The sequence below is a fragment of the Actinomycetospora endophytica genome, from assembly GCF_021026375.1.
Lineage (GTDB): Bacteria > Actinomycetota > Actinomycetes > Mycobacteriales > Pseudonocardiaceae > Actinomycetospora > Actinomycetospora endophytica.
The window spans coordinates 337,756-358,439 of record NZ_JAJNDB010000006.1 but is presented as its reverse complement, the minus strand read 5'-3'; the positions used below and the strand labels follow the sequence as shown (position 1 = coordinate 358,439).

The window sequence follows — 20,684 nt, the reverse complement described above, 5'->3', positions numbered from 1 at the left end:
GTCGTGAGCCCGGTCGTCGTGAGCCGGGTCGTCGTGAGCAGGCCGTCGTGAGCCGCGTCGTCGTCTCGATCTACGACGACCTGGGCAACCCGCACTACGGCGGCGGTGGCGCCGCCGTCGTCGCGCGGGTGGCGGCACGGCTGGCCGAGGAGCACGAGGTCACCGTCTACTGCGGTTCCTACCGGGGCGCGGTGTCCGGGGTGCGCGACGGCGTGCGGTACGTCCACCTGCCCGTCGGGTGGGCCGGGCCGCGGGGCGGGCAGATCCTGTTCACGCTGCTCGTGCCGGTGCTCGCGCTCGTGGTGCGCCCGGACGTGTGGATCGAGAGCCTCACCCCGCCGGTGTCGGCCAGCCTGCTGCCGCTGGTGGCGCGCTGCCCCGTCGTCGGTCTGGTCCAGATGCTGTGCGGGGCGGACATGCAGCGCCGCTACGGGCTGCCGTTCGAGGCGGTCGAGCGCCGCGGACTCGCCCTCTACCGGCACTTCGTGGTGCTCAACGACGTCGACGCCCGGCTGGTCGGAGAAGCGAGCCCCCGGGCGCGGGTCACCGTGATCCCCAACGGGATGGACCTGCCCGACGACGGCGGCGACGACACCGCCGAGGGCCCGGTCCTCTTCCTCGGCCGCATCGACGTCCGGCAGAAGGGCCTCGACCTGCTCCTCGCGGCCGTCCGCGACGACCCGACGATCCGGCTGGACATCGCCGGGTCCGGGACGGCGGCCGAGGAGGCCCGGCTGCGGGAGCTCACCGGAGGGCTCGGGGACCGGGTCCGGCTGCTCGGCCGGGTCGACGGCGAGGCGAAGGAGGAACTGCTGCGGTCCTGCTCGGTGATGGTGGTGCCCTCGCGCTACGAGACGTTCTGCCTCACCGCGCTCGAGGCCATGGCCCACGGCCGCCCGGTGATCACCTTCGACCTCGAGCGGCTGGCGTGGATCGGCGCCGGTGCGGGGCTCACGGTGCCGGCGTTCGACGTCGGGGCGCTGCGGGCCGCGATCGTGCGCCTCACCGGGGACCGGGCGCTGCGCGCGGAGCTCGGCCGCGGGGCCCGGGTGCGCAGCCGGGCCTTCGACCGGCGGGTCGCCGAGGCCCGCTACTCCGCGCTGGTCAACGACCTGCTCGCGGACACCCTCGCACCGCCGGGTCGCCAGCGGTTGCGCCACGCGGACAGTCGCGCCCGGGTGTCGTCCGACATGCGGGACACCGCCTCGGCGCGCAGCCGCGCCGCGCTGGCCAGGGCGGCGCGGTGGGCGGAGCCGGTCAGCCGGTGGCCGAACACCTGGAGACGGACCTGCTCGCGGGTGCCGCTGGCGAGGTCCGCCTTGTACGACTCGGAGTCGCCCAGCAGGTCCAGCTCGACGAGCTCCGGGTCGGAGCAGCAGTGATCGACGAGGTGGTGGGTGAGCACGACGCCGGGCCCGAGCTTGGCGAGCTCGTCGTCCATGCCGAGCTTGAGGAAGGACAGCGTGCCGCCCTGGCGCAGGCAGTAGCCGAACGCGACCCCGCGCCCGTCGATCCGCAGGTGCACCAGGCGGAGGATCCCCTCGGCGGCGGCCCAGCGGGCGGCCTCGGTGTAGAAGCGGACGCTCGCCGGGGAGGAGCGGATCGCCGAGCCGGCGGCGAGCTTCCACGGCCGCGCCTCGAGACCGAACCCTTCGTCGAGCAGGGCGTCGAGATGCTCGGTGCCGTCGCGGACGTCGAGGACGACCTCGCCGACGTCGGCCATCCGGTGGCGTAGCCGGCGCAGGCCGTGGCGGCGGTTCTTCGACAGGCGGGCCAGGAAGGACGCCGGGTCCCCGGTGGTGTCGATCCACGGCGAGACGCAGACCGGCCGCTCCAGCGACGGTGCCCCGGCCCGGCCGGCGGCGGCCCGGAGGGCGGGAGTCGCCGGGGATTCGACGGCGAGGGCCCCGAGATCGACGGTGGTGCCCGCCGCGAGGAGGCGGTCGGCCAGCTCGGTGGCGGCCTCGTCGTCGGCGAGCACCGGGGCGAAGCGCGCGGTCTCGTGGTTGGTGGGCGCACGGAGCCCTAGCGGACCCGGCAGCAGCGGCAGCACGCCCACGAGCTCGCCGCGGCGCTCGACGGTGAGCACCCGGAGGTCGTCCGCACGGCCGAAGGCGTCCGCCCACGCGCCGAGCCACCCGGGACGCATGAACGGCGCCGCTCCGGACGCCAGGGCGAGCGCGTCCCACCGCGCGCGGAGATCGGGGTCGGGGGCGCGAAGGTCCCGCGGTCGCATGGTCGCGGACGCTAGTGGCCCGGTAGGCCCCTGACCAGGCACGTCGCGCTCCGTCGTCGCGCCGTCGCGGGGTGTGGATCAGCGACACCGGGGTCCGCGGGTCGGGGGAGGACCCCACCCCGGTCGAGGGCGCGCACCATCCACCCGACGGCCGCGCGTTGCCACGCTCGTCCGGTCGGCCCACCCCGGGCCGCGCCGGGTCGGAGGAGACGCCATGACCGCCATCGCAGCCCGCGGACCGGGCGTGCTCCTCCGGGCGCTCGTCGCGGCGCTGCGCGGTGACGAGGTCGCGCTGCTGCCCGAGCCTCCGTCGGGCCTCGGCTACCCGGCCCCGTCCGCGTACCCGCGCGTCCCGATGCTCCCGACGACGACGCCGGCGGGGCTGACCCCGGCCGGCGCGGCCGAGGTGGCCTACCTCGTCGCGCTGGACGGCGTCGACGGGGCCGGCTCGGTCGTGCCCGTCCCGCGGCCCGCGCGGCACCGGTCGCGGCCGGGGGGAGGACCCCACCCGGATCGGGGGGAGCGCCCCGGCGGCTCGCGGGTCCACCCCCTCGGATCGCCGGGCGCGCTCGCGCAGGCTCGACCCCGAGCAACAGAGCATCGGCCCCGCCGGGGTCGACCGGCCGAGGAGTCACGGATGAACGCGACGATCATCGATCTGCGGACCGAGCGTCTGGCGCGTCGCCGGACGTCCACCATCCCGGCGTCCCCGGCCCCGACGGGCGACGAGACGTGCCCCGTGCTGCTGTTCCACCGCCGCCCGTCCCGTGCCGCACGGGCCGCCGCCGGCCACCGGGCGACCGACACGGGCCGTCGTACGGACCTGTCGCGATGAGCGCGACGACCACCGACGAATCCGTCAAATCACCCGTCGTGAGCACTGTTCGCGGTCGTGGCGGGGTCGATAGAGTGAATCACTCGGGAGTCGCGGCGGGCGATGCTCACACAGAGTTCCTGCCGGCGAGTCTCGGGCCCGGGTGGGGAGGTGGGGACGTGCCCGAGAGCCGTGGCGTGCCCGGTGGTCCCCAGGGCCCCCGGCCCACCGGTCCGATCCCGGGACCGCCCCGGCCGCCCGGCCCGCGCCCCACCCGCATCCCGGGCCCCCGCCCCGTCCCCGGCGGGCCGCCGCGCCCGCCGGGTCCACCCCGTCCGCCAGGACAGACCGGACCCGGACCGACCGGACCAGGACCGACCGGACCCGCCGGGCCGCCCGGGACGACCCGGCCGCCGTGGGGTCCGCCCGCCGCCGACCGGCGCCCGGGCCCGCCGTCGGGATCGCAGGGCCCGGCGCTCACCTCGATCATCCGGCCCTCCCAGCGCGGCCGCCTCGGGTGGCTCACCGTCGGGCGGACGTGGCCGCTGACGGCGCTCATCGGCCTGATCGCCTTCGCGATCCGGGCGATCGGCCTGGAGCGGGCGAACGACCTGTTCGTCGACGAGCTGATCTACGCGCAGATCGGGAACTCGGTGGCGTCGGGGCAGACCCCGACGTTCCAGGGCGACCACTTCTACCTGCACCCGATCGGCTCGTTCCTCCTCGACGCGGCGTTCATCAAGATCTTCGCGCTCGGGTCGCTGCCGGTCATGGATCTCGTCTACGACCTGCGCTGGGTCACGGCGATCCTCGGCGCGATCACCGTCGTGCTCGGGTTCCGGCTGCTGCGCAAGGTCGTGCCGCTCCCGATCGCCCTGGGCGGCGCCGCGGTCCTGGCGTTCGACCCGTTCATCCTGCGCAACGACAGTCGCGTGATGCTCGAGACGCCGGCCACCATGTGGACCCTCGCGGCCTGGCTGCTGCTCCTCGGCGTCCTCACCAACCCGGCGACCCCGTGGGTCCGGCGCTGGCGCGAGGTCGGCGTCGGGGTGGTGTTCGGGTGCGCGCTGGCCACCAAGGACATGACGGCCATCCAGATCCTCGTCCCGCTGCTCCTCGCCGTGGTCTGGCGCCGCACCCTCGGGCCGGCGCAGACCGGCCGCATCCTGCTGGGCTCGCTGGTGCCCTACACCGTGATCGTGGCCGTGGTCGCCGCGAACGGGGAGTTCGGCGAGTGGGCGGGGCAGAAGCTCGGCGGCCTCCGTCGGCTGATCGGGCTCGACCAGGTCACCGGGTTCCACGCGAGCAACGTGAGCCTGGTGGACCGGCTGATCGCCGAGCTCTCGCGCTTCGGCACCAGCTACGTGCTGCTCGGCCTGTGCCTGTTCGCCGGCTTCGGGACGGTCTTCGCGAAGTCGACCGCGCGGCGCCTCATGGGCCTCATCGGCGTGTCCACCGGCCTGTTCGGGGTGTACTCGCTCGCGGCGGGCGCCCTCGAGGAGCAGTTCGGCTACTACACCGTCGTCGTCTCGGTCGTGGTCTGCGCGACGTCGCTCGCGGAGCTGCGGGACCGACGGCCGACGCTGCGCCGCCCGCTAGTCGTCGTCGGGTCGGTGTTCGTGGCGGCCACCCTGATCCTCGGGATCTCGGCGCGGCTGACCGTCGACGACACCTTCCCGCAGGCGAGGGCGTGGATGGCGACGAACCTGCCCGCCGACGCGCGGGTGGGGCTCACCGGGCCGGTCGGCCAGCTCGCGTTCCTGCCCCGCGAGGGCTGGGGGGACTGGCCCAGCCTGACCCAGCTGCGGGACAACGACGCGCAGTACGTCCTGACCTCGTCCAAGCCGCTCGAGCAGGGCTACGGCGACGCCGCCCCGCAGATGCTGAGCTGGCTGTCCCAGCACGCCCGGCCGCTCTACACCGCCCACGGACCGACCAACGGCGACACCACGGTCTGGCAGGTCGACCGGCCCGCCCTCGACGCGGCCGTCGCCGCCGGCCAGGACGTCCCGCCCGTCTCCGAGAGCGGATGAGTCGTGCGCGCACGGTGGTGGCTCGCCGGCGGCGGCGTGGCGGCGGTGGTGGTGGTGGTCGTGCTTGTGCTGACGGCGTTCGGGTCGATCGGGCGGCCCGCGCCGCCGGAGCGGCCCGCGTTCGGGGTGCTCGCGTCCTCCTGCGACCCGGACCGGGTCGCGGCGCTGCGGAAGGCCGGGGTCACCACGGCCATGACCGAGATGCAGTGGGCCCAGGCCGAGCCGGCCCCGGGCGTCACCGACGAGGGCTACCTCGCGTCGGTGCGCGCCCGGATCGAGGCCTGCGCCGCGGGCGGACTGCGGGTCGTGCTGGGACTCGGCCTGCAGAACCCGCCGCCGTGGGTCCTCGGGCTGCCCGGCGCCGCCTTCGTCGACCAGGCGGGCCGGAGCTCCTCCCAAGGTGAGGCCGACCTGGTGTTCAGCGCCGGGGCGCGGGACGCCGCCACCGCCTACCTGCGCGACGTCGCGGGTCAGGTCGGCTTCGGGCGGGTGGCCACCGTCCGGGTGGCCGGCGAGCTCGGCTACCCGAGCGCGGAACCGGAAACGGGCGGCACGGCGTTCTGGGCGTTCGGCGCGCCGGCCCAGGGAGGGCCCGGCCGGGCGGCGGGCGTCGACGCGTCGCCGCTGCCCGGGTGGGTGCCGGGCTCGCCGACGTGGCAGGACGCGCCGGTCACCGCCGACGACGCCGGGCGCTGGTACGACTGGTACACCGGCTCGCTGGCCGACTCCGTCGTCTGGCTCACCGACGCGCTGCGCGGGGTCGGCTTCACCGGGGACTTCCAGGTCCCGCTGGCCGGGCGCGGGGTGCTCCCGGCCGACCGGCAGGAGGCCGTCGCCGGGCTGCTCGACGGCCGGGCCGACCCGGACGGCGCGCTCGGGAAGGGCCTCGACTACCCGTCGCAGTTCCGGGTGTTCGCGGATCTCGACGCCCGGCTGCGCGCCACGTCCCCGTCGTCGCGGATCCTCGTCGACTTCACCAGCCTCGACGACGACAGCGCCGTCCGGGCCCGGGCCGCGGACCCGCCGCAGGACACCTGCCGTCCGGACGACACGACCGCGTCGCTGACCGCCGCGGGCCTTGACCGCGGCGCCTCCCAGCGCTGGACGGTCGCGCTCGCCCACGAGGCGGGCCTCGGCGTCGTGGCCGAGAACCCCGGGCCCCCGGACCTCACCAACACCGGCGGCACCGCCCAGTCCGACGACGAGCCCGACCAGATGGTCCAGGCGGGCCGGTACGCGCGCGACTGCGGCCTCGAGGCGTGGTACCTCGCGTTCGAGGACCAGCTCTTCGAGCCCGGCTCGGGGATCGACGTGGCCGGCTACGGCCGGGTCATCGCGGGGTCCGCCTCCTGATCGTCGGCGGACCGATGTAGGGACTGCCCCCGCCGTCTCCAGGGCCGTCCCCATCCCGCCCGGACCCGGCCGCAACGACGCTGAACTCGCCCACCAGCGAGGAAGGCGACCCACGATGCGAGACCTCCGAGGACACCAGTCCGCGGTCACCGGGACCGCGGTCTCGATGGCGGCCATCGCCCTGACCGCCCCCCTGAACTACGGCTTCGGGCTCGCGCTCGCGTGGCTGCTCCCCGCCGACGAGTTCGGCGTCGTCAGCGTGCTGCTGACCGTGCTGCTGCTCGCCACCTCGATCCTCGCGGCCGGTTTCCCCTGGGCCCTGGCGCGGCGGGTCGCCCGCGACGACGACCCGGCCTCCGCGGCGGCGTCCTTCCGCGCGGCCCTGCTGGGCAACGTCGGGCTCGGTGCGGTGCTCGCGGCGGGGTTCGCCGGCGTGCAGCTCGTGACCGGCGCGATCCTGCCCGGCGCCGGGCCGGGGCTCACCCTGCTGGTCGCGGTCACGATCGTGCTCCTCGCGCTCGGCCAGGTCCTCGTCGGCGGCCTGCAGGGCACCCGGCGGTTCACCGCCGTGAGCGCGGTCCGCATCGCGGAGGTCGTCGTCAAGGTGGCGGTCGGTCTCGGCGTGGTCGCCTTGGTCGGGGCGGGCGTCCTGGGGGTGGGGTGGGCCCTGCTGATCGGCGCGGTGGCCGCGGCGGGGACCGGGTGGTGGATGTTCCGTGACCGGCTGCCCCGCCTGCGGGGCGCGGTCGCCGGGTGGCGGGAGTTCGCGGCCGCCGCGCCGATGGCCGTCGCGACCACCGGCTTCGGCCTGATCGGCACGCTCGACGTGCTGCTGCTCGGCGTCCTGGGCCAGGGCCACGGCGTCACCGTCGCCGCGGTCGGCAGCTACCAGGCGGCGGCCATCCTGGCCAAGGCGCCGTTCCTCGTCGGGAGCGCTCTCTCCGACGTGGTGTTCCCGTTCGTCGCCCGGGCGCGCGGCGCGGCGGAGGCGCACGGCTGGGTCGTCACCGGGATGCGCTGGGTCCCCCTCGCGCTGGTCCCGATGCTGCTCGTGCTCGCGGTGACCCCGGACTCGTTCATCGGGCGGCTCTTCCCTGCCGAGTACGCCGACGCCGCGGGCCCGACCCGGGTGATCGCGCTCGGCGCCGTCGGGCTGATCGTCGGCGACATGCTGCTCAAGGCGCTCTTCGCGCGGGGTCTCGCCCGGGCGGCCGCGGTCCGCATCCCGGCGGCCGCCGTGGCCGAGGTCGCGACGATGGCCGTGCTCGTCCCGGGGCACGGTGCGACGGGGGCGGCCGCCGGATTTGCGGTCGGGGCCTGGGTCGGGGTGGGCGTGCTGGGCGCCGTGTACCTGCGCCAGCACCCGGTGGGCGCGCTGCCGGTGCGGCGCGCGCTGGCGTGGAGTGCCTCGGTGGGTGTGCTGGCGGGTCTGCTGGCGCTGGCAGCGGCCTCGGGGCGGGGGCCGGACCTGGTCGTGATCGCGGTGGCGCTGCTCGTCTACGTGGTGCTCGCCGTCGTCCTGGGTGCGGTCCCGGCGCAGGACGTGGCCCGGGTGCGAGGGTTCCTCGACGGCCGCCGGGTTCAGCGGGTGTAGGTGCCGGTCGGACCGTCGCCGTCGAGCAGCCGGCGGGCCTGGGCGTAGGGCTCCCGCAGGTCGTCGCCCCGGTAGGTGACCCGGGCGAGCGCCTCGACCACGGGGTCGGCGTTGACGGCGATGGTGTGCGTCAGGTGGGCGAACAGCGGCTCGTCGGAGCGGGAGTCGCCGTAGGCGACGCAGGCGTTCGTCGAGAGGTGGCGGGCCGCGCGCTCGGCCTCGGTGATCCGGACCTTGTCGGCCGGGGTCAGGATCGCGGCGGGGTCGACGGGAGCCGTGAACGGCAGGGGCGGGAACGCCGAGCCGTGCACGACGTCGACGCCCAGCCGCAGTAGGTGGCGGGCGAAGAAGTCCGGCGACAGGGTGATCAGCATCGAGGTCTCGCCGCGGGCGGCGATGTCGGCGCAGACCTCGGCGATCCCGTCGATCCAGGGCGCGCCGTCGGCGATGTCGTCGACCAGCTCGGTGTGCAGCGTCGACCAGAGTCCGTGGACCCCGACGGCGAACTGCGCGTCGGTGATCTCCCGTCCCCTGAAGCGGCGCTCGAGCTCGTCGATCTCCGCGATCCGGTCGAGCCGGCGGCAGATCTCCCGGCTCGCGGTGGTGCCGCGCAGCAGGGTCCCGTCCATGTCGAAGACGTGCAGGGCGGTCACGGGGGCAGCGTGCCCGACCGGCGTCGGCGGGCCCAGCCGATTCCGGCGGTCGTCGGGTAGGGAGAACCCCCGCTGACCCGGCGGGTGCTCCCCGCCCTGCTCGGGGGCGCACACGATCGTTGGTCGATCACGATCGCGACAGGCTTCTCCCATCACCGAGACGGGGTCGCCGAGGCCCCTCAGGACACACCGAGGAGCCCGCCATGACGAACTTCGACCCCCGCACCGTCCACCCCCAGCAGTACGGCACCCCGCGCCATGACGCCCCGCAGTTCCGCACCGGCCAGTTCGGGCCCCAGACCTCGTCCGGTCGGCAGTTCGCCGGCTCGGTCCCACCTCCACTCGGGCAGTCCACCCCCAAGCGGCCGCTGGCCGGGAAGATCGTCGCCGGGATGGTCGCCGCGGGCCTGGTCCTCGGTGGGGCCGGCACCTGGATCGCGCTCTCCAGCTCCCCGGCCCAGGCCGCGGTGCAGTCGACCTCCTTCGCCGGGGCCAACCCGACGACGAGCCCGTTCGGCACCGACGCCCCGCAGGTCGCCGCCGTCGCCGCCACCGGCCCGCAGTCCGGTGACACGAAGGGTCTCTATGCGGCCACCACCCCGCCCGCCTGCACCACCGCCGACCTCCTCGGCCAGCTGCAGGCCGACCCGGCCAAGCTCGCCGCCTTCGGCGGGGTCTTCGGCCTCGGCGCGAGCGACGTCCCCGCGTTCGTCGACAGCCTCTCCCCGGTGGTGCTGCGGGCGAACACCTCGGTGACCGACCACCCGTACAGCGACGGCGCGTTCACCGAGCAGCCCGCGATCCTCGCCGCCGGCACCGCGGTGCTGGTCAACAGCTACGGCGAGCCCACCGTCAAGTGCTTCAACGGCAACCCGCTCACCGCCGGGGCGCAGGCCTCGGACGCGGTCACGATCACCCCCACCCCCCAGGTCATCACGCAGTTCAGCTTCACCTCGATCGACAACTCCCGCGTCGTCGTCATCCCGGGCAAGCCCGACCCCAAGCCGCATCCCGGGCCCAATCCCACGACCACCCCGCAGCCCGACCCGGCGCTCGTGAAGCAGGCCCAGGAGGCGAAGGCCACCGCCGACAAGGCCCGCGCCGAGGCCACCGCCGCCCGCGAGCGGGCCGACGGCTTCAAGAACGCCGCCACGATCGCCCAGACCAACCTCAACGGCGCCGAGGCCGACCTGGCCCGCGCGATCGCCGAGGGCGCGAACCCGACGGTGATCGCCGAGCTGACGAAGGTCCGCGACCAGGCCAAGCAGGACCTGGAGACCAAGAACAACCAGTTCAAGTTCGCCGACGCCGCGGCCACCAGCGCCAAGGGCACCGCCGAGGCGGCCGAGAAGAACGCGAAGGACGCCCAGCAGAAGGCCGACGACTCCGCGAAGGCCCCGGCCGCGAAGGACGAGCAGGACAAGGCCACGAAGGTCCAGAACAACCCGACGGTCGGCCCGGGGGCCGGGATCCCGGCCGAGGAGCAGACGCTGCCGGCCCAGGGCCCGGCCACCGGCACCACGACCTGCACCGCCACCGTCGTCGCCGACACGGCCACCAAGGACTGCAAGCTCCCGACCGGCTCGGCCGACGCCGCGACCGGCACCACACCGGCGACGGGCACGACGAAGGGCGGCGAGACCGGCTCCACGGGGGAGACCGGCTCCTCCGCCACCGGCGGTTCCGCCAAGACCGGCTCGTCGAGCAGCAGCTCCTCGAACTCCTCGACCGGCGGCTCGCAGAAGAGCAGCAAGGAGGGCTCCGACCAGTGACCTGACCCTGCGACCCCGCTGCCCGGTCCCACCTCGGTGGGGCCGGGCAGCGGCGCGTGCCGGAGCATTCGCGCACCGAGAATGAAGACATTCTTGTGCGGAACCGGTGGCATGCTTGGGGCGCTCTTGGGGTCATATCGATGATTCGCACCGCTGCGGGCGGAATTGTTGGGCCGTCCAGGTCTGGCCTCTTGCATTCCAGAGGGCCCGTCGTCACTCTCGGTCGCCCGTGGACCAAGGGGGTCACTGACGCCGGAAAGGAACAGGACAGGACTCCGGCGTCGTGATCGAGATTCGCCGAATGGATCCGTCGATGATCGATTCGATCGGGATGTGGGAGCGCGAGTCGGTGGTCGGTGCGGTGGACCGACTGTTCGCGCGGACCCGGTCGGGCCGTGGCGGCGGACTGTTCCTGCTCGGTGGTGCGGGACTGGGCAAGACGAGCTGCCTGCGGAATGCCTGTTCGGCCGCGGCCCCCGATCATCTGGTGGGGAAAGCCCGCGGCGACGAGATGGAGTCGGCGTTGCCGTTCGGAATGGTGTCCCAGGCATTCGACGCGTGGGGATATCGGGATCTGGTCGGCGACGGTGACCGCGGATGGGACGGCCCGGCCGCGGACGCGGGGGTCGCGCGAGCGTCGAGGTTCTACCGCGTGCTCCGGCGGGTGCGGGAATCGCGGACACCGCTCCTGTTGGCAGCCGACGACCTGCACTGGGCCGATCCGGATTCCCTGGCGATGCTGGCGTTCCTGTGCCGGCGGATCGCCCAGCTGCCGGTGGCCGTCGTGGGTGCCCTCCGGCCGTTTCCGCCGGCCGCTCTGCAGATGTGCGAAGCGCTCGCCCACGACGGCGCGGCCGAGATCGAGGTCCTGGCTCCCCTGAGCCGACGCTCGGCGGGCGCGCTGCTGGCCGCCCTCGCGGGGCGCCCGGTCGACGACCGTCTGGTCCGTGCGGCGTGGACGTCGGCGGGTGGGAACCCGCTGCTCCTCGAACAGCTGGCCCGTGCGACGTGTCGCGGCGAAGAGACCGCGGTGCCGTCGTCAGGTGTGGCCGGGGACGGTGTCCTGCTGACGCGGTTCGCCGGGTTGCCGCCCGACGGGTTGCGGGTCGCGCGGGCGGCCGGCGTGCTGGGAGTGCGGTTCCCCCCGACGCTCGCGACGGCGCTCGCGGGGGTGCCCGATCAGCCGCCCGGGTCGACCACGGAGGCGCTGTGCCGGAGCGGTCTGTTCACCGCCGCACCAGGCGGGGCTCTCGAGTTCGTCCATCCGCTGTTCCGGCAGGCCCTCTACGACGAGATCCCGGCGCCGGTCCGGGCGCGGCTGCATGCGGGAGCGTTCGCGCTCCTGCACGCCCGCGGCCGCGACGCGGCGGCGGCCGAGCACGCCCTGCGATCCGACCTCGCCGACGACCCGGCCGTGGTCGACGTGCTGACCCGGGCCGGGACCGCGGCGCTGCGGGCGGGCGCGTCGGCGACCGCGGTCGGGCAGTTGCGCGCCGCGGTCGAGTGGGCCGGTGATCGGCCCGACCCGACGCTGCTGCTGGCGTACGGAGAGGCGTTGCTGAGCACCGCCGCCGCAGAGCGGGCGGTCGAGATCTACGAGCGCCTGCTGGCCGACCCGACGACCCAGGTCGCGGACCGGGCGAGCGCCCTCCGGATGCTGGGGCGCGCCCATACGTCGATGGCCGCCTACCCGGCCGCGTCGGCACGGTTCGCCGAGGCGGTGGAGCTGATCGCCGACGCCGACCCGGCGGCGGCGATCGAGGCACTGCTCGACGAGGCGATGGCCTCGTGGGCCACGGCCGGGCCGGTCACGTCGCTGCCGTTGGTGGCCCGCGCGCTCGACCTCGCCCCCGCCGCCGACCCGGTTCTCCGCCGTCGGGCCACGGTGGCCTGGGCCTTCGTCGCCGTCCTCACCGGAGACGCCGGCGGCACCCGGGCCGCCGACGAGGCCTACCGCGGCCTGGCGATGGACACGGCGGCGCAGATCGGCGACCTGTCGTGGACGTGGGGCACGATCGTGCTCTACGGGCACATGCTGAGCTTCACCGAGCGGATGTCCGAGGCCGAACAGGTGCTCGCGACGGCGGCAGCGGCGGCCGAGCGCGGCGGCGCGGTGGACGCGGTCGCCTCCCTCGCGATCGCGCGAGCCCGGTTGTGCCACGAGCGCGGTCGCCTCGACGACGCCCTCGGCCACGCCCGGCGCGCGGGCGAGCTGGCCGAACTGGTGCCGATGCTCGCCAGGTTCGTCGACGTCGGGCTCCTCGCGATCCTCTACGAGCTGGGGCGCGGCGCCGAGGCCGACGTCGTCTACCGGCGCATCGAGACCACCGCCGACACCGGCGAGTTCGGGGCGCTCGTCGTCGGCTGGGCCGTCCAGGCACGCCGGCTGCTCGACACCGGCGCGGTCGCGGCGGCGTGCGAGTTGTTCAGCCGCGTCGAGGACCTCGCCCGGCGGCTCCGCTTCGAGAACCCGTGCATGTGGTACTGGGCCCGGTACGCCGCCGTCGCGTACGTGGCCGGCGGCCGGTCCGACGATGCGCGGCGGGTCGTCTCGGTGCTGGACCGGAGCACCGCCCGGGGACTGCCGTGCCGCTGGCCGCGGATCGCCGCCCACGCCGGGCGTGCCGCGCTCGCCGAGGCCGACGGCGACCTCGACGGCGCCGAGGGCCACCACCGGTCCGCGGTCGCCGTGCACGACGAGGTCGAGCTGCCGCTCGAGCACGTCGAGACGCTGCTGGCCTACGGGTCGTTCCTCCGCCGGCGCGGGCGGCCGGCCCGGGCCCGACCGGTCCTGGCGGACGCCCTGGCCCGGGCGCAGGGGCTCGGCGCCGTGCGACTGGCGGGGACGGCCCGCGACGAGCTGAGTGCAGCCGGTGGTCGTCGCCATCGCGGCCGATCCCGGGAACTGACCGTCCAGGAATCGCGGGTGGCCCGGTTGGCCGCCGACGGTCTGGCCAACCGGGAGATCGCCGTCGCCCTGTCCATCACGGCGCGGACCGTCGAATATCACCTCGGGCATGTGTACGCGAAGCTCGAGGTGCGCTCGCGCCGCGACCTGATCGTTCGATCGGAACAGCTCGCTCCGGCCCCTGCGGTTCCCCCAGGGCCGATCGGCTGATCCCGGAGACCGGACGCCCCGTAGTTCCCGGTGTCTTCCCCGGGGTTGTCCGCGGCCCTCCTTCGTAGCGTCGGCGTCCGACCTCGCCGGCGCGACGCGAGAACGCGGACGCGACGGTCGGGGCGCCACCGCAAGGAGGATCACCGATGGACGTTGCCGAATTCATCCGTGACGGCGTCGACGTCTGGAACAAGCGGGACAAGGAAGCCTTCCTCGCCGAGTTCGACAGCGACTGCGAGATCAACGCTCCTGGCGGGGTCGTCCTGCGCGGCCGCGACGGGGCCGAGCTGTTCTGGCACGGCTACCAGGATGCGTTCCCGGACAATCACATCACCCTGCGGACCGCGTTCGGGGCCTCCGACCGCGGCGCCGAGGAGGCGGTGTTCGAGGGCACCCAGACCGGGGTCCTGCTCCTGGCGGACGGCAGCCGGATCCAGCCCACCGGTCGGCTGGTCAGGACCAGCTACTCGGCCGTCTACCAGTATCGCGGCGACTGCATCGCGACGTCCCATCTCTACTTCGACCGCGCCGAACTGTTGGCACAACTCGGCGTGCGCCCCTAGTCGGGCCCGGACGAGGAGTGACGATGGCCAAGTTCGTGGCGTTCTTCAGCTATACGACCGACGCCTGGCAGAAGATGCAGGCCAATCCAGGAGATCGACCGGCCGCGATCGGCGCAGTGATCGAGCGGCTCGGCGGAACGCTCGTGAGCGTGCACTTCATGCTCGGTCCCCACGACGGGATGGTCGTGACCGACCTGCCCGACGCGGCCGCGGCCGCGGCGATGTCGACCGTGGCGATGTGCACGGGCGCATTCAGGGAGTTGCAGACCCACGCTCTGCTCGACCCCGGGGAGATGCCGCACGTCTTCGAGCTGAGCCGGACCGAAGGCGCTGTCTACACCGCGCCCGGCGCATGACATCGCCCGCGATGTCGACCAGCGGGAATCAGCGACGAGGCCTCGAGGAGGAGAGATGAACAACAGCACGAAGTGCACCGTGAGCAGGATGGTCGCAGCGCCGAGGCAATCGGTCTTCGACATCCTCGCGAACCCCCGCGCGCACGCGGACCTGGATGGATCGAGCACCGTCGCGAGCAGCGAGAGCCCCCGCATCACCGAGCGCGGCCAGGTCTTCGTCATGGACATGTACCGCGAGGACCTCGGCCACTACCGATCACGGAACATCGTCACGGAATTCGTGCACGGTGAGCGGATCGCGTGGGCGCCGGAACTCGATCGGTCCTACGAGTGCTGGCTGGTGGAGCAGTTCGCCGACATCACGACCGGCGGTCACACGTATACCTACGCACTGCGGGAGACCGCCGGCGGAACCGAGGTGACACAAATCTACGACTGGTCCGGGGTCACCGACCCCCGGTTCGCTGCGTTCTGCCCCTTCGTCTCGGACCAGCGGCTCACGGAGACGCTGGAGAATCTGGCCCGAGTGGTCGAGCGCGCGCCGACCGGCACCACCTGACGAGCCCGCACGACCCCCGATGCCCGGCCCCACCTCGGTGGGGCCGGGCATCGGCGCGCAACGGGTGGCCGTGCGGCGAAACCGGAGACAAACCCTATTGACGTGATCTCGCTCACAGACGCAGACTCGTTGCGCCAGACACAACCGGTTGCGCTACTCGCAACCCGTCCCTCGGGTCCACCGCGGAGGTTCCCCGGACGCACGATGAAGTGGAGTGCCGATGACGGACGTCCTGCCCTCCCGGGCCGCGCTCGACATCGCGCCGGCGCCACCGCCCTCGACGGTGGTCACCAGCCCGGCGGTCCTGCTGTACCCGCGCCTGCGCAAGTCGCCCTATTTCTGGAAGTCCCGGGCGCACGGCGTGGCGATGTACAGCGTCTACAACCACACCTACCACCCCCGGCACTACGGCGATCCGGTCGCGGAGTACTGGGCGCTGCTCGAGGGCGTCACCCTCTGGGACGTCGGCGTCGAGCGCCAGATCGAGATCGCCGGGCCGGACGCGTTCGCGTTCACCAACATGCTCGTGCCCCGCGATCTGACGAAGTGCGCGGTCGGCCAGTGCAAGTACGTCTTCATCACCGCGCCGGACGGCGGGATCATCAACGACCCGGTGCTGCTGCGGGTCGAGGAGGACCGCTTCTGGCTCTCGCTCGCCGACTCCGACGTCGGGCTGTGGGCGATGGGCCTGGCGCACGCCGGCGGCTGGGACGTGCAGGTGCGCGAGATCGACGTCGCGCCGGTGCAGGTCCAGGGGCCGAAGGCCAAGGCCGTGATCACCGACCTGTTCGGTGCGGCCGTCGCCGAGATGCCCTACTACCACCTGCGCCACGCGGTGCTGGACGGCATGGAGGTGGTGATCAGCCGGACCGGCTACAGCGCCGAGATCGGCTACGAGATCTACCTCCGGCACGCGACCCGCGACGCCGGCCGGCTGTGGGACCGGGTCTGGGAGGCGGGCCGTCCCTACGACATCCGCCCCATCGGTCCGTGCCACATCCGGCGCATCGAGGGCGGGATGCTCGCCTACGGGTGCGACATCACCCTCGACACCAACCCGCTCGAGGTCGGCTACGACTACACGTGGATGGTCGACCTCGACCAGGAGGCGGACTTCGTCGGGAAGGACGCCCTGATCCGCGCCAAGCAGCGCGGGCTCACGCGGTCGATGGTCGGGCTCGATATCGGTGGCACACCGCTCGGCTCGTACAACGACGGGTCGATGATCGAGCCGTTCACGGTGTGGGACGACTCGGGCCAGATCGTCGGGTCGGTGACGAGTGCCTGCTGGTCACCGCGGCTCGAGCGCAACCTCGGGCTGGCCATGGTCGGGGTCGGATGCACACCGCTGGGGACGACGCTACGGATCACCACGCTCGACGACACCCGCGACGCCGTGGTGGTCGAGAAGCCCTTCGTCGACCCGAGCAAGCAGACCCCCAAGGGCTGAGCGGGAGCACGGCATGGACCGAGCCGGAATCCCGGGCGCGGCGGACGACCACACCGACCCCACCGCGCTCGCCGCGCTGCTGGCGCACCCGCGCTGGGAGGTGGTCCCGACGGCGGGTGTGCTCGAGGCCGCCGTCGGGCTCCCGGCCGGGGCCACGGTGACCGTGACGGCCTCGCCCGGCCGGGGCGTCGAGGCCACCGTGGCGGTGGCCGAGGGGCTGGCGGCCCGGGGGTTCGCCGCGGTCCCGCACCTCGCGGCCCGCAGCCTGCACGACCGGGCCGAGCTGGCCGGGTACCTCGAGCGGCTCGCCGGGGTCGGGGTGGACGACGTGTTCGTCGTCGGCGGCGACGCCCGGGAGCCCGCGGGCGAGTTCGCCGACGGGCTCGCGCTGCTGCGGGCGATCGAGGAGCTCGGGCGCCCGGCGCGGGTGGGCGTCCCGAGCTACCCCGACGGCCACCACCGCATCTCCGACGACGTGCTCTGGGCCGACCTGCGGGCCAAGCAGGCGCACGCCGACTACACCGTCACGCAGCTCTGCTTCGACGCCGACCGCCTCTGCGCGTTCGTCGGTGAGGCCCGTCGGCGGGGCGTGGACCTGCCCGTCGTCGCCGGCATCCCCGGGGTCGTGGACACCGCGCGGCTGCTGCGCATCGGCATCCGCATCGGGGTCACCGACGCCGCGCGGTTCGCGCGGTCCCACCGCTCGACCGCCGCGGCGCTCCTGCGGCCCGGCCGCCACCGGCCCGACGAGCTCGTCGCGCGGCTCGCGGCCCACGTCGCCGCCGGCGACTGCGACCTCGAGCGCGTCCACGTCTACACGTTCAACCAGATCGAGCCGACCGTGCGGTGGCTCTCGCAGGCCGGCCGCGCGGCCGCGTGAGGCGCCCGAGGAGGAAACCATGACCCCGTTCCCGGACCGGGCCCAGGTCGTCGTGATCGGAGCCGGCATCGTCGGCAACTCCGTCGTGCACCACCTCGCACGGCTCGGGTGGCGCGACATCCTGCTGCTCGACAAGGGGCCACTGCCCGATCCCGGCGGGTCGACCGGGCACGCGTCGAACTTCGTGTTCCCGGTGGACCACTCCCGCGAGATCACCCTGCTCACCGGCGACTCGATGCGGCAGTACAGCGAGCTCGGCATGCTCACCACGTGCGGCGGCATCGAGGTGGCCCGCACCCCCGAGCGCGTCCAGGAGCTGCACCGGCGGATGTCCTCGGCGCGGGCCTGGGGCATCGACGCCGAGCTCATCACCCCGGCCGAGGTCGCCCAGGACGTCCCCTGCCTCGATCCCACGGTGCTGCTCGCGGGCTTCCGGACCCCGTCGGTCGCGGTCGTCGACCCGTTGCGGGCGGGTGAGCTGATGCGGCAGCGCGCCACCGAGGCGGGCGCGCTCACGGTCGCGGCGCTGACCGAGGTGCTCGGCATCGACACCGAGGACGACCGCGTCCGCCGGGTCCGCACCGACCGCGGTGACGTCGACACCGAGTACGTCGTCGTGGCGTGCGGCGTGTGGAGCCCGCGCATCGCGCGCCTGGCCGGGGCGACGATCCCGCTGACCCCCGCCGTGCACCAGATGATCGACGTCGGGCCCATCGCCGAGCTCGCCGCGACCGGGCGGGAGATCGCGTTCCCGATCATCCGCGACATGGACCCGCTGATGTACGAGCGGCAGAGCGGCGCCGACCTCGAGATCGGCTCCTACGCCCACCGGCCGATCCTCTACGAGCCCGACGAGATCCCGTCCGCGGCCGCCGCGGCGCTCTCGCCCACCCAGCTGCCCTTCACCCCGGACGACTTCGACCCGCAGATGGAGGCGGCGCTCGACCTGTTCGCCGGCGTCCTCGACCGACCGGACGCCGGCATCCGCCACGCCATCAACGGACTGCTCTCGCTCACGCCGGACGGCCACCCGCTGCTGGGCGAGACGCCGGAGGTCCGCGGCCTCTGGTCGGCGGCCGCGGTGTGGATCAAGGAGGGGCCCGGGGTCGGCCGGCTGATCGCCGAGTGGATGACGGCGGGCGCGCCCGAGATCGACCCGCACGCCGCGGACATCGCCCGGTTCGCCCCGCACGAGCGCACGCGGTCCCACGTGCGCGCCCGCGCCTCCGAGGGCTTCAACAAGACCTACGGGATCGTCCACCCGCGCGAGCAGTGGGGCTCCGACCGTGGCGCCCGCCGCTCCCCGTTCTACGAGCGCGAGCGGGCACTGGGGGCCGAGTTCTTCGAGGTCGCGGGCTGGGAGCGCCCGCAGTGGTACGGCGCCAACTCACCGCTGGTGGCCGAGCTCGGGGTCGAGGGCCGCCCGCACGAGTGGGACGCGCGCTGGTGGTCGCCGATCATCAACGCCGAGCACCTGGCGATGCGCCGGGGTGTGGCGATGATCGACCTCAGCGCGTTCTCGCAGTTCGACGTGAGTGGCCCGGGCGCGCTCGCCTACCTCCAGCACCTGACGGTGGCGCAGATGGACCGGCCCGTCGGCCGGGTGATCTACACGCCGGTCCTCGGCCCGGACGGCGGGTTCCGCAGCGACCTGACCGTCGTCCGGCTCGGCGAGAACCGGTTCCGGGTGGTCACCGGCGGTTCCGACGGTGCCCGTGACCTGGCCTGGTTCGCCCGCCACCGGCCCGGCGACGGGTCGGTCGCGCTGGCGGACGTGACCTCCGCGGTGTGCACCCTCGGGCTCTGGGGCCCGCGGGCGCGCGACGTGCTCGCGGCGGTCACCGACGACGACGTCTCCGACGCGGCGTTCCCGTTCGCGACGGCCCGGGAGCTGACGATCGGGTCCACGCCGGTCCTCGCGCTGCGCCTGTCCTACGTCGGTGAGCTCGGGTGGGAGCTGCACGCGGCGCCCGAGTCCGGCCTGCGGCTCTGGGACACGCTCGTCGAGGCCGGGGCGCCGCACGGGCTCGTCCCGGCGGGCATCGGGGTCTACGGCACCACCGCCCGCATCGAGAAGGGCTACCGGCTCATGGGCCACGAGCTCGACGCCGAGCACGGTCCGGTCGAGGCCGGGCTCGCGCTGTCCGGGCTCAAGTCGCAGGACTTCGTCGGGAAGGCCGCCTACACCAAGGCGCGCGAGGGCGAGCCCGAGGCGACGCTGTGCACACTGCGCCTCGACGACGCCCGCGACACGGCCGGTCTGCGGCGGTATCCCCAGGGTGGCGAGCCGCTGCTCACGCCCGACGGGCGGCGTGTCGTCGACCGCCGGGGCCGGCCGTCGTACGTCACGAGCGCGGGCGCCGCGCCGTCGCTGGGGACGCACCTGCTGATGGCCTACCTGCCGCCCGGGTACGCGGCGGAGGGCACCGGGCTGGTCGTCGAGTACCTGGGGGAGCGGTACCCGGTGACGGTCGCCCGGGCGGGGCGCACCCCGCTGTTCGATCCCGACGACTCCCGGATGCGCGGGTGAGGCGGTCATGGACGTCCTGGTGTGCGTCAAGCGCGTGCCCGCGGTGGGCGCGGAGATCCTGCTGACGGCCGACGGCACGGCCGTCGACACCCGCCACCTCGGCTTCACGATCGGCCCGCACGAGGAGTGCGCGGTCGAGGAGGCGGTCCGCATCGCCGAGCGCACCGGCGGGGCCGCGGGCGTGCTCACCGTCGGCGCGCCCGAGACCGAGGAACAGCTGCGCTACGCGATGTCGATGGGCGCCGACCACGCGGTCCGGGTCGACGCCCCGGGAGCCGACGGGGACCCGCAGGCCACCGCCGCGGCGATCACCGGGGCGCTCCGCGACCTGCCGCCCTACGACCTCGTGCTGTTCGGCGCGGCGTCGGCCGACGCCGGGCACGCCCAGGTGGGCGTGCGCGTCGCCTGCGCGCTGCGCCGGCCCGTGGTCGGCGGGGTGAAGGGCATCGAGCTCGACGACGGGTGCGTGCGCCTGCGTCGCGAGGTCGGGGACGGTGTCGAGGTCCACGAGGCGCCGTTGCCCGCCGTCGTCACCGTGCTGGAGGGGCTGAACCTCCCGCGCTACCCGACGATCAAGGGTCGGCTGCGGGCGAAGAAGGCTCCGATCCGGGTGCTCCCCGCCGCGCCGGCGGCCGGGGACCTGCGCCTGCGGCGGTTGCGGCACCGACCCGAGGCCCGCGCCGCGACGATCGTGCTGGGTCGCGGGGCCGACGCGGCACCCGCCGTCGTGGACGTCCTGACCGACCTGGGGATGGTGCGCCGATGATGCTCGC

The 20,684-nt window shown here is 74.3% G+C and carries 15 protein-coding genes and 1 pseudogene; 14 read left to right on the top strand and 2 right to left on the bottom strand.

From position 1 onward, the window contains the following. Window positions 1–47 precede the first annotated feature (47 nt). Window positions 48–1,037, top strand: a pseudogene (locus LQ327_RS25425) (glycosyltransferase family 4 protein); the annotation flags it as partial. A 53-nt stretch (window positions 1,038–1,090) separates the two neighbouring features. Here LQ327_RS25425 and LQ327_RS25420 read toward each other — a convergent pair. Then, window positions 1,091–2,236: a GNAT family N-acetyltransferase gene (locus LQ327_RS25420; RefSeq protein ID WP_230738594.1), complete on the bottom strand. Its 1,146-nt coding sequence runs from the start codon at window positions 2,234–2,236 to the stop codon at window positions 1,091–1,093. 214 nt (window positions 2,237–2,450) lie between these two features. Between LQ327_RS25420 and LQ327_RS25415 the strand changes: the two genes are divergently transcribed. The 4 genes from LQ327_RS25415 (at window position 2,451) to LQ327_RS25400 (ending at window position 8,030) form a co-directional block, all read left to right on the top strand. Continuing rightward, the gene (locus LQ327_RS25415) at window positions 2,451–3,071 is read left to right on the top strand and encodes a hypothetical protein (protein WP_230738593.1); all 621 of its coding nucleotides are present in this window, start codon (window positions 2,451–2,453) and stop codon (window positions 3,069–3,071) included. A 158-nt stretch (window positions 3,072–3,229) separates the two neighbouring features. Next, entirely contained in the window at window positions 3,230–5,083 is a 1,854-nt protein-coding gene (locus LQ327_RS25410; protein ID WP_308286374.1) for an ArnT family glycosyltransferase, read from the top strand. 3 nt (window positions 5,084–5,086) lie between these two features. Continuing rightward, window positions 5,087–6,436, top strand: coding sequence for a beta-galactosidase (locus LQ327_RS25405; protein WP_230738592.1), 1,350 nt, complete (start codon window positions 5,087–5,089; stop codon window positions 6,434–6,436). Window positions 6,437–6,551: 115 nt separating this feature from the next. After that, window positions 6,552–8,030 carry an oligosaccharide flippase family protein gene (locus LQ327_RS25400; protein WP_230738591.1) on the top strand — a complete coding sequence of 493 codons (1,479 nt, stop codon included), beginning with the start codon at window positions 6,552–6,554 and terminating at the stop codon, window positions 8,028–8,030. Here the strand turns inward: LQ327_RS25400 and LQ327_RS25395 are convergent. Next, window positions 8,018–8,683, bottom strand: coding sequence for an HAD family hydrolase (locus LQ327_RS25395; RefSeq protein WP_230738590.1), 666 nt, complete (start codon window positions 8,681–8,683; stop codon window positions 8,018–8,020). The genes LQ327_RS25400 and LQ327_RS25395 overlap by 13 nt on opposite strands. 203 nt (window positions 8,684–8,886) lie before the next feature. Here LQ327_RS25395 and LQ327_RS25390 point away from each other — a divergent pair, with 203 nt between their 5' ends. The 9 genes from LQ327_RS25390 to LQ327_RS25350 all read left to right on the top strand — a co-directional run bounded on the left by LQ327_RS25390 (window position 8,887) and on the right by LQ327_RS25350 (window position 20,677). Further along, on the top strand, window positions 8,887–10,455 hold the full coding sequence (locus tag LQ327_RS25390; RefSeq protein ID WP_230738589.1) for a DUF6777 domain-containing protein: 1,569 nt from the start codon (window positions 8,887–8,889) through the stop codon (window positions 10,453–10,455). Window positions 10,456–10,768: 313 nt separating this feature from the next. Further along, window positions 10,769–13,573 carry an ATP-binding protein gene (locus tag LQ327_RS25385; protein ID WP_230738588.1) on the top strand — a complete coding sequence of 935 codons (2,805 nt, stop codon included), beginning with the start codon at window positions 10,769–10,771 and terminating at the stop codon, window positions 13,571–13,573. Between the two features lie 146 nt (window positions 13,574–13,719). Next, window positions 13,720–14,136: an ester cyclase gene (locus tag LQ327_RS25380; RefSeq protein ID WP_230738587.1), complete on the top strand. Its 417-nt coding sequence runs from the start codon at window positions 13,720–13,722 to the stop codon at window positions 14,134–14,136. Between the two features lie 23 nt (window positions 14,137–14,159). Next, entirely contained in the window at window positions 14,160–14,492 is a 333-nt protein-coding gene (locus LQ327_RS25375; protein WP_230738586.1) for a GYD domain-containing protein, read from the top strand. A gap of 55 nt (window positions 14,493–14,547) precedes the next feature. Continuing rightward, on the top strand, window positions 14,548–15,051 hold the full coding sequence (locus LQ327_RS25370; protein ID WP_230738585.1) for an SRPBCC domain-containing protein: 504 nt from the start codon (window positions 14,548–14,550) through the stop codon (window positions 15,049–15,051). Between the two features lie 220 nt (window positions 15,052–15,271). Continuing rightward, window positions 15,272–16,501 (top strand): glycine cleavage T C-terminal barrel domain-containing protein, encoded by a 1,230-nt coding sequence (locus LQ327_RS25365; RefSeq protein WP_230738584.1) that lies wholly within the window; start codon window positions 15,272–15,274, stop codon window positions 16,499–16,501. A gap of 13 nt (window positions 16,502–16,514) precedes the next feature. Then, entirely contained in the window at window positions 16,515–17,381 is an 867-nt protein-coding gene (locus LQ327_RS25360; protein ID WP_230738583.1) for a methylenetetrahydrofolate reductase, read from the top strand. 19 nt (window positions 17,382–17,400) lie between these two features. Further along, window positions 17,401–19,911: a GcvT family protein gene (locus tag LQ327_RS25355; RefSeq protein WP_230738582.1), complete on the top strand. Its 2,511-nt coding sequence runs from the start codon at window positions 17,401–17,403 to the stop codon at window positions 19,909–19,911. Between the two features lie 7 nt (window positions 19,912–19,918). Next, window positions 19,919–20,677 carry an electron transfer flavoprotein subunit beta/FixA family protein gene (locus tag LQ327_RS25350; RefSeq protein WP_230738581.1) on the top strand — a complete coding sequence of 253 codons (759 nt, stop codon included), beginning with the start codon at window positions 19,919–19,921 and terminating at the stop codon, window positions 20,675–20,677. The last annotated feature ends 7 nt before the right edge of the window (window positions 20,678–20,684 follow it).

Bases quoted from the DNA above. Each gene is read 5' to 3' on its own strand.
- LQ327_RS25375 (WP_230738586.1), top strand. From the start codon at position 14,160: ATGGCCAAGTTCGTGGCGTTCTTCAGCTATACGACCGACGCCTGGCAG.
- LQ327_RS25390 (WP_230738589.1), top strand. From the start codon at position 8,887: ATGACGAACTTCGACCCCCGCACCGTCCACCCCCAGCAGTACGGCACC.
- LQ327_RS25360 (WP_230738583.1), top strand. From the start codon at position 16,515: ATGGACCGAGCCGGAATCCCGGGCGCGGCGGACGACCACACCGACCCC.
- LQ327_RS25370 (WP_230738585.1), top strand. From the start codon at position 14,548: ATGAACAACAGCACGAAGTGCACCGTGAGCAGGATGGTCGCAGCGCCG.
- LQ327_RS25385 (WP_230738588.1), top strand. From the start codon at position 10,769: ATGATCGATTCGATCGGGATGTGGGAGCGCGAGTCGGTGGTCGGTGCG.
- LQ327_RS25415 (WP_230738593.1), top strand. From the start codon at position 2,451: ATGACCGCCATCGCAGCCCGCGGACCGGGCGTGCTCCTCCGGGCGCTC.
- LQ327_RS25350 (WP_230738581.1), top strand. From the start codon at position 19,919: ATGGACGTCCTGGTGTGCGTCAAGCGCGTGCCCGCGGTGGGCGCGGAG.
- LQ327_RS25380 (WP_230738587.1), top strand. From the start codon at position 13,720: ATGGACGTTGCCGAATTCATCCGTGACGGCGTCGACGTCTGGAACAAG.
- LQ327_RS25420 (WP_230738594.1), bottom strand. From the start codon at position 2,236: ATGCGACCGCGGGACCTTCGCGCCCCCGACCCCGATCTCCGCGCGCGG.
- LQ327_RS25365 (WP_230738584.1), top strand. From the start codon at position 15,272: ATGACGGACGTCCTGCCCTCCCGGGCCGCGCTCGACATCGCGCCGGCG.
- LQ327_RS25400 (WP_230738591.1), top strand. From the start codon at position 6,552: ATGCGAGACCTCCGAGGACACCAGTCCGCGGTCACCGGGACCGCGGTC.
- LQ327_RS25355 (WP_230738582.1), top strand. From the start codon at position 17,401: ATGACCCCGTTCCCGGACCGGGCCCAGGTCGTCGTGATCGGAGCCGGC.